This window comes from Rhizobium sp. 01N447_2, assembly GCF_056399245.1.
In genome coordinates this window covers 40818-48838 of sequence record NZ_JBFTQY010000047.1, presented here as the reverse complement: position 1 = coordinate 48838, position 8021 = coordinate 40818, and the positions used below count along the sequence as shown (strand labels likewise).

The 8021-nt window shown below is 59.9% G+C and carries 9 protein-coding genes; 1 reads left to right on the top strand and 8 read right to left on the bottom strand.

What is annotated here, in order from left to right:
* Positions 1-344 (top strand): AMP-binding enzyme (locus AC1ECN_RS26075; protein ID WP_477954522.1); only part of this gene is annotated, 344 nt, incomplete at its 5' end.
* Positions 345-530: 186 nt separating this feature from the next.
* On the opposite strand, the gene AC1ECN_RS26070 is transcribed toward AC1ECN_RS26075, so the two are convergent.
* The 8 genes from AC1ECN_RS26070 to AC1ECN_RS26035 all read right to left on the bottom strand — a co-directional run bounded on the left by AC1ECN_RS26070 (position 531) and on the right by AC1ECN_RS26035 (position 7937).
* Positions 531-1505, bottom strand: a complete 975-nt coding sequence (locus tag AC1ECN_RS26070; RefSeq protein WP_245278459.1) for an ABC transporter substrate-binding protein — start codon at positions 1503-1505, stop codon at positions 531-533.
* A gap of 149 nt (positions 1506-1654) precedes the next feature.
* Positions 1655-1810: a hypothetical protein gene (locus tag AC1ECN_RS26065; protein WP_204329801.1), complete on the bottom strand. Its 156-nt coding sequence runs from the start codon at positions 1808-1810 to the stop codon at positions 1655-1657.
* An 11-nt stretch (positions 1811-1821) separates the two neighbouring features.
* Positions 1822-2400, bottom strand: coding sequence for a YceI family protein (locus AC1ECN_RS26060; RefSeq protein ID WP_477954520.1), 579 nt, complete (start codon positions 2398-2400; stop codon positions 1822-1824).
* Between the two features lie 44 nt (positions 2401-2444).
* Positions 2445-3314: a hypothetical protein gene (locus AC1ECN_RS26055; RefSeq protein ID WP_163861974.1), complete on the bottom strand. Its 870-nt coding sequence runs from the start codon at positions 3312-3314 to the stop codon at positions 2445-2447.
* 253 nt (positions 3315-3567) lie between these two features.
* Positions 3568-4377: an ABC transporter permease gene (locus AC1ECN_RS26050; RefSeq protein WP_024323659.1), complete on the bottom strand. Its 810-nt coding sequence runs from the start codon at positions 4375-4377 to the stop codon at positions 3568-3570.
* A 9-nt stretch (positions 4378-4386) separates the two neighbouring features.
* On the bottom strand, positions 4387-5592 hold the full coding sequence (locus AC1ECN_RS26045; RefSeq protein WP_024323658.1) for an ABC transporter permease: 1206 nt from the start codon (positions 5590-5592) through the stop codon (positions 4387-4389).
* Between the two features lie 112 nt (positions 5593-5704).
* A complete protein-coding gene (locus AC1ECN_RS26040) occupies positions 5705-6745 on the bottom strand; it encodes an ABC transporter substrate-binding protein (protein WP_024323657.1) in 1041 nt (346 codons plus the stop codon).
* A 76-nt stretch (positions 6746-6821) separates the two neighbouring features.
* Positions 6822-7937 (bottom strand): ABC transporter ATP-binding protein, encoded by a 1116-nt coding sequence (locus AC1ECN_RS26035; RefSeq protein ID WP_050574289.1) that lies wholly within the window; start codon positions 7935-7937, stop codon positions 6822-6824.
* Positions 7938-8021: the final 84 nt, after the last annotated feature.

Sequence of the window (8021 nt, the reverse complement as noted above, 5' to 3'; positions counted from 1 at the left end):
ATCTGGTCTCGGAAGCCGCGGTCGTCGGTTACCCGCATCCGATCAAGGGTCAGGGCATTTATTGCTATGTGACGTTGATGGCCGGCCACGAGGGATCAGACGCGCTTCGCCAGGATCTGGTGAAACATGTTCGTGCTGAAATCGGCCCGATTGCTGCGCCTGACAAGATCCAGTTTGCGCCCGGCCTGCCGAAGACACGCTCCGGCAAGATCATGCGCCGCATCCTGCGCAAGATTGCCGAAGACGATTTTGGTGCTCTCGGCGACACTTCGACGCTTGCCGATCCGGCAGTGGTGGACGATCTGATCGCCAACCGGCAAAATTGGACAGGTGGCGGCGCATAACAAAGGCGATGGAGCAATGTCTGTCGGCAGGCTTCATCGCCTTAAAGTTCCATAAATTAGGATTATCCCACACGATCGGGATTGCGGGTCGTCGGTTCAGATGCGTTTCAAGGCGCTCAGCGGAGGCCTCTCGGTCCAGCGGAACGACGAGGTCGGAGGTTTGTCTCCTGATGGCGATATAGCCGTTCAGTGCGGAAGGGCTTTTTCCGGGTAGAGGCCAGGGTGGCCGGGAGAGGGTTCGCCCTTGGATTCACCGAGATAGAGACCGATCTGCGCGCGGAAGCGCTCCACGGCTCCCCGGTCTGAAAGGAAACGACCAAAGGCGGTCGGATCGCCGTTGCTATATTCCCAGATCCGCTTGTAGCCCGCCGGCGGGGCCACATCCGTGCGCACTGACCACATGTACCAGACGTTTTTCTGGGTGTCCTTGTCCAGCAGCCAGCTGAGATAAAGCTTGGCTGCCTCGGGATGCGGAGCGCCCTTCAGGATTGCGGCTTGCTGTGGCCATGCGACAAAAGGATCTTCCTTGGGCAGCACAAAACGGGAGACCGTGCCGTCGAATGGCACCAGACCGCCGTCGGTGGAGAAGGTCGCGGTTGCAGCGCCGCTTTCCACCATGTCTGCCGGAGCCTGCGTGCCACGCACATAAATCGGCTCCTGCTTCGCTAGCGCCTCGACATAATCCCAGCCGTATTTGTCGACGACCTGCTTGAACCAGAAGAGCACGGCGTCATCGTCGGTGGGATAGGTCAGAACCAGCTTGCCCTTGAATTCAGGGCGGAGGTAATCCTTGGCTTCGCGTGGCCAGGTTTTTTCATCCGGCATGAGCTTCGAATTGACCACATTCGAAAACGCATCAACAAACACGCCCGTATAGGCGCCATCCGGATCGCGGAATTTTGCATAGACCTTGTCCCAGCCGATGGGCTTGTAGGGCATCAAAATGCCTTCCGCCTTCCAGCGAGGGAAGTTCTGCAGGGTCTGGATCTGGATGACGTCGGCAACGTGCTTGCCGGTCGCGACCTGGTTGTCGATGCGGGCCTCGTGGAACTTGCTGTAGTCTACGACCACGTCCAGTGTGACGCCCGGAAAGCGTGTTTCAAAGGCCTTCTTTATGCCGTCCTGCTGGCCGGGCGTGTCGCCGCCCGCATAGACGATCACGCGGCCACCTTCCTTCAGGGCTGCCTTATAGAGGTCATCAAGACCTCGTGTCTCTGTCGCCTTGGAATTTGCCGCCTGTGAAACAGCAGCGCTGCCCGCCAGCGTTGCTGCTGTGGTGAATGCCAATACGGTTCTTCGGGTCAGTTTCATTACATGTCCTTGCTGATGTTCTTGCAGCCTTGCACGGTGTCTGGCCTGGAGAGGGGGCTGCGAAGGAGCGCCGTCATTTCCATGAATGCGGCGACCTTCGCGGGACGAAGCAGGCCGCCGGGATGCGCATCCCAGCGGCTTTCGGTAAAATCCAAGAAGAATTTCGTTACTTCTTGATGGCTTCGATATCGATGTCGAGCGCAAGGTCCGGACCGAGGCCGAAATCCGTAAGTTTCTTCAAGCCGAAATCCAGGCCGTTGAACTTGCCTGTGGCGGAGAAACCGGTCTTGACGGTCTTGGCATCCCAGGGAAGCGGAGACTCGGCATTCCAGACGACATCCAGGGTGACCGGCTTGACGGCGCCGGCAAGCGACAGGTCGCCGGTGACCATGGCGGTCTTGTCACCGGTCTTTTCGATCTTCGTGCTGGTGAAGGTGACATCGGGAAATTCCTCGACATTGAGGAAATCGGGGCTCTTCAGGTCGGAATCACGCTGATCGAAGTTCGTGTCGATGCTGTTGGCATCGAGCTTCAGCGAGATCGAGCTTTTCGCAATGTCTTCCTTGTCGAAGGAGATCGTGCCCCCAACGGTCTTGAAGATCCCGTGGGCATTCGACCAGCCGGCATGATTKATCTTGAACGAGACCCAAGCGTGAGTCGGGTCAACATCATAAGTATCTGCTGCAAAAGCAGATCCTGCAAAAAGCGCGCCGGTCAGGGCCGMGACTAGAGCTGCGAATTTCATTGGTACTCTCCTTTGATTGGGCCGGCCCGTCCTGGGTCGAATGTTCATCCCTGAAAGAGGACGGCGGCGATGGTGATGGCGATGGTGGCCGGAACCGCGGTGGCAATGCCGGCAGCAATGGGTCGAAGGAACCGCGGAAGGCGATGGAAAGCGATGCCTCCGAGAAGAATGAAAGCGCCGACGACAAGGGGGAGAACCGCGAATATGATTGCGGCGGGCGCCGCCTTCGGCGCAAAGAGTGCTGTCATAATCAAATGCACCGAGATCACGGCGGCAAAGGCAAGCCCCTCGAAACCGCGCAGTGCGAGCGCATGGTCGTCGCCCCTGAAATAGCTGATATAGTTGACCAGCAGCCAGCCGCTGGTGAGCGCCGCAAGCGCACCATCGATTTGAGCCATGCCGACGAACGCGCCTAACGCGGCCGAAAGCGCAGCCGCGATGGAAACGCTAAGCAACGCAGTCGCCAACGCCGATGGCTCCCCGCGGCGAGCACCGGCCGGCTTTGCGATCGCTGGGCCGATCGCGGCGGTCGTGACCACAAACACGGCGAGAACGACGATGGATTTGGTGGAATTGGCAACGAGCACGTTCTTGCCCAGCAACCAGCCTGACAGGGCGAGCGCGACGCCAACCAGCATCGTGCTGACCGCCACCGGAAGCGGCCTGCGCACAAGTGCCGGGATCGCAAAGATGCCGGCGCCGAAGAGCAGAATTATCGGGAGCTTCTGCTTTGCGGAAACGGGAGGAAGCACCGGCATACCTTCGAGCATCAAGTGGATGACAACAGCAGCCAGCGGGATCAGCAGGGCGATGATGAACCCGCGCCTGGCTGGAAACACCATCGAGGCCAACGCAACGGCCATGCCGAGAAAAAACGGCACGCCGACAGTCGTCAACAGAAGCTGCTTCATCATGGTTGTATTTCCCCGAAGCCGGATCAAGATTATCGGTCGGCACGCTATAAGCGCCCATTTTATTTAACAAGTGTACTATCTGTGGCGAGGCAACACAAATTCGTGATCAAATCCGAAACACAAGGCGGCAAACTGTTCAAAAATAGTGAACGAGCAAACCCGTTCTCGCCGATGCTGGGGAGGCCCAATCGACTCCCCTCGCGACTGGAACTGGGGATGAGGTAAATGCTTGAACGGGGCTCTGTCAGATCACCTATTTGTCCTTGTCGATCAGCCTGTTGCCACGCTGCTGAAGGGCGGTGAAAACCAGAAGCAGGATGACCGACAGCGTAATCAAGAGTGTTGCCACGGCCATGACCGTCGGGTCGAGGTTCTCGCGCGTGCCGCTTAGCAGTTCGCGCGGCAGGGTGCGTTGGTCGGGGCCGGTGAGCAGGATTGCTACCACCACCTCGTCAAAGGATGTGGTGAAGGCAAAGATTGCGCCCGAAACGATACCGGGCATGATCAATGGCATGGTCACGCGCCGGAAGGTCGTCAGCCCGCCGGCGCCAAGGCTGGCGGATGCCCGCAACAACACTCGGTCAAGCTGGCTCAGCGAGGCGCTGACGGTGATCACCACGAAGGGCACGGCAAGGGCTGTATGGGCGAGCACCAGTCCAGTCAGGCTGTTGGCGAGGCCAAGCCGCGAGAAGAGGAAATAGATGCCGACGGCGGTGATCACCGTCGGAACGATCATCGGCGACATGAAGCTCGCGATGAGGAAGGACTTACCGCGAAAGCTGGAGATGGACAGCCCGAGCCCTGCCAACGTGCCGAGTGGCGTGGCGATGCAGACGGTCGCGGTCCCGACAATCAGGCTGTTTTTGATGGCGATCCACCAGCGCGGGTCGGCGAAGAACTTAGCGTACCATTTGAACGAGAAGCCCTCCAGCGGATAGGCGAGAATGCTCGACGTGTTGAAGGAAAGCGGGATGATCGCAATGATCGGTGCGATCAGGAAAAGCAAGACGATGAAGCCAAATGTCCTGCCCGCTAGTTTCCACCAATATGTGCTGTCGGTCATGACGGGCTCCTATCCCAATCCGATGCGCTGGACGCCGACCAGCCGGATATAGGCCGCGTAGAGCAGGAAAGTCGCAGCCAGCAGTACGGAGCCAAGCGCGGCAGCAAGGCCCCAGTTGACGGTCTGGGTGGTGTTGAACGCGATGTAGTAGGGCAGCAACTGATCGCCCGCACCGCCGAGAAGCAGGGGGGTGATGTAGTAGCCGAGTGAAAGAATGAAGACGAGAAGTCCACCAGCGGAAATGCCCGGCAGGATTTGAGGCAGGTAGACGGAGAAGAAGGTTCTGAGCGGGCCGGCGCCAAGCGAGTTCGCCGCCAGCGTCTGGTTTCTGGGAACGTTGCGCATCGCGCCGAGGATCGGCAGAACTGCATAGGGCAGGAGAATATGGGTCAGCGCGATCAGCACGCCCGTCCGATTGTAGATCAGTTCCAGCGGCTGTCCGATCAGGCCGATGTTGATGAGCAGCGTATTGATGAGCCCATTCTTCTGCAGGATCACCATCCAGGCGGCAGAGCGCACCAGAACGGAGGTCCACAGGGGCAGCAGCAGGACGATCATCAGCAGGCTGGATACGCCGGCACCGGTCGACATCAACAGAAAAGCGGCCGGCAGGGCAAGGACGATGCAGATGACCGTGACGGTGAAGGCAATGGTGAAGGTGCGGATCAAGACATCGACATAGAGGCCGCCTTCATCCCGCGCCGCGTGGAGGCGGCCGGCGGGGTCACGGCGCAGGTCGAAGGCAGAGAGCAGATAGAAATCACTCCATGGTCCTCGTGCCCGGGCGATTGCCTGCCAAATCTCGGGCCTGCCCCAAGCCGGGTCGATGACGGGCAGTTCCGCCGCCCAGTCGGTTCCGGTGCCGGCTGTTTCCGGCAGGCTGCGCACTGTCGCGGTGATAACGGTGCGCAGCGAGGGAGTATCGTAGTTGAGCCGTCTTGCTGCGACCCCTGCGGTGCGTGTCTTCTTGGCAGCCATCAAATCCAATGCAACCGCGTCGTAGACAGCCGGTGCCGGCAGGCCGGTTCCATCCCATCGCTTTATCGCCTCCGCCGTCAAAGGCATGACGCTGGACAGGTCCCTATCCTCTATCGACAGCCGTAACATTCCTGCCAGCGGCACGAAGAACACTGCCAGCAAAAACAGAACAAGCGGCAGGACGAGGAAGAGGCCCGCAGCCTTGATGGAAAACCCGGTAGTCGTCGTCTCGCTCATGGCATCGGCTGCTTCTGTTGCAAGGGAATGGCCGGAAGGCAGCTCCGGGACAAGGAGCCTCTTTGCCGTATGGAAAGCCCCCGGGCTCTGGACGTGCCAGGGGGCCTCGCGTTTACTTCGCTGCCCAGGCGGAGAAGCGCTCGGTCAACTGGTCGATATGGTTGACCCAGAAGCCGGCATCGAGCGTGATGGAGGCTGCCAGATTTTCCGGTGCCGTCGGTAGGTTTGCTGCGAGTTCTGCAGGCACCAGCTTCTGTGCCTCGGTAACACCGACACCGTAGTTCAGCTTGGCCGGCCAATTGGCCTGCACGGCGGGCTTGGCCATGAATTCGATCAGCTTGTAGGCGCTGTCGGCATTGGGCGAGCCTTTCATGATGACCCAGCTGTCGACGTTCAGCATCGCGCCTGGCCACATGATCTTGAAGTTGCGCTTGTCTGCAGCGTTGGCTGCGGGAATGCGGCCATTGTAGGAAGTGGTCATGGACACTTCGCCCGAGCCCAGCAGTTGCATCGGCTGATTTCCAGAGGTCCACCAGACGATATTAGGCTTCAGCGCGTCGAGTTTGGCGAAGGCGCGATCGACGCCCTCAGGCGTTGCCAGCGTTTCATAGACCTTGTTTGCAGCAACGCCATCGGCCATCAGCGCGAATTCGAGATTCATCTTCGGACCGCTGCGCAGCGCGCGCTTGCCCGGAAATTTCTTCACATCCCAGAAGTCGGCCCAACTTTTCGGACCATTGGCGAACTTTTCGCCGTCATAGGCAACCGCGATGCTGAAGATGTTGGCCGGAACACCGCACTCCGATGCCGTGCCCGGAAGGTATTTCTCCGCGCCACCGAACTTTGCGGGATCGAGGACCTCGAACAGGCCCTCCTCGCAGCCTATCGTCAGCTCTTCCGCCTCTACCTCGACAAGATCCCAGGTGTTGCTGTCGCCAGCCTGGGCCTTGGAGCGCAATACGCCGACGCCACCATCCCAGCTGTCTTCTGAAAGCGGCGCCTTGGTTTCCGTCTTGAACGGCGTGAAGAACACGTCACGCTGCGCGTCTTGAAAGATCCCACCCCAGGACACAATGGTAAGGTCACGCGCAGCGGCCATCCCAGGTAAGGCAAGTGCGGCCGCCAGTGCGGCCAGATGGACTATTTGTTTCATGTTGGCATTCCCCTTGTTTTTAGGTTCGTTTTCACACTTGAGATCGCACGGCACCGGTGACCGGTTGTCGCCATGCCTATTCCTTCGGCAGGACCCGGCAGGCGCCGGCCGAGAGTTCGATGTCGATCCGCTCTCCTTGCGCGATCGGCTTTTCGCCGCCAGCACTCGTCTTGAAGACCAGCCGGCCGATGCCGTCGGCCTCGACGAGGATGCGCCTCTGGTCACCGAGATAGACGATGTCGATGACAGCGGCGGAGACGTGCTGGCCGGCATCGGCTGACGCACGGCGAATGTTTTCCGGTCGGATGCTGAGGATGATTTCGTCGCCGGACCTGCACGAAGTCTGGCACCGAGCCCGCAACAGGCCTCCGCCTGCGAAACGGATCGCAACCTCATCGCCGTCCTTGGCTTCAATACGGCCCGGCAGCATGTTGTTCTCGCCGATGAAGGAGGCGACGAAAGGTGTCGCAGGCCGTTCATAGAGAGCTTCCGGGGTGTCTATCTGCTCGATCCGTCCCTTGTTGAATACGGCGACYCGGTCGGAGAGCGTCAGGGCCTCGGATTGATCGTGGGTGACGAACACCATGGTCGTGCCGAGGTCGCGGTGGAGCGCCTTCAGTTCCGCCTGCAAGTGCTCGCGCAGATTTTTGTCGAGCGCGCCGAGCGGTTCGTCGAGAACGATCAGGCGCGGCTTGAAGATGATGGCGCGAGCAAGCGCCACGCGCTGTTGCTGTCCGCCGGACAGCTGCACCGGCTTGCGGTCGCCCAACCCTTCCAGATGCACCATGGCCAGCGCAGCATCCACCCGGCTTCGAATGTCTGCGGCCTCCACCCGGCGCACGCTGAGCGGAAAAGCCAGATTGTCGCGCACCGACATATGCGGAAAGAGCGCGTAATTTTGAAAGACAACACCAATGTTGCGTTTGTGTGCCGGCAGCCTCTCGATGCGGCGTCCATCCATCTCGATTGTGCCTTCGCTCGGCGTTTCGAACCCGGCCAGCATCATCAGCGTCGTGGTCTTGCCCGATCCCGACGGGCCTAGAAACGTGATGAACTCGCCCGGCACAATATCGAGATCGATCCCGTCGATGGCCTGGTAGATTCCATAGTTCTTGGAGACACCGCTGAAGCGGACGATCGGGCTCGCCGTTGCAATGGCCATCAGCGCGACCTCCGGCTCGCGGCAATCCATGCGGACAGCCGGCCTTCCCGCTGAACTCTGGCTTCACGCATTTTCATAGGCGGTGCCCTCTTGGGGGTTAGTGGTCTGTTCGGT

Coding starts and splice junctions, on each gene's coding strand:
- AC1ECN_RS26055 (WP_163861974.1), bottom strand. CDS start 3,314: ATGATGAAGCAGCTTCTGTTGACGACTGTCGGCGTGCCGTTTTTTCTC.
- AC1ECN_RS26045 (WP_024323658.1), bottom strand. CDS start 5,592: ATGAGCGAGACGACGACTACCGGGTTTTCCATCAAGGCTGCGGGCCTC.
- AC1ECN_RS26050 (WP_024323659.1), bottom strand. CDS start 4,377: ATGACCGACAGCACATATTGGTGGAAACTAGCGGGCAGGACATTTGGC.
- AC1ECN_RS26040 (WP_024323657.1), bottom strand. CDS start 6,745: ATGAAACAAATAGTCCATCTGGCCGCACTGGCGGCCGCACTTGCCTTA.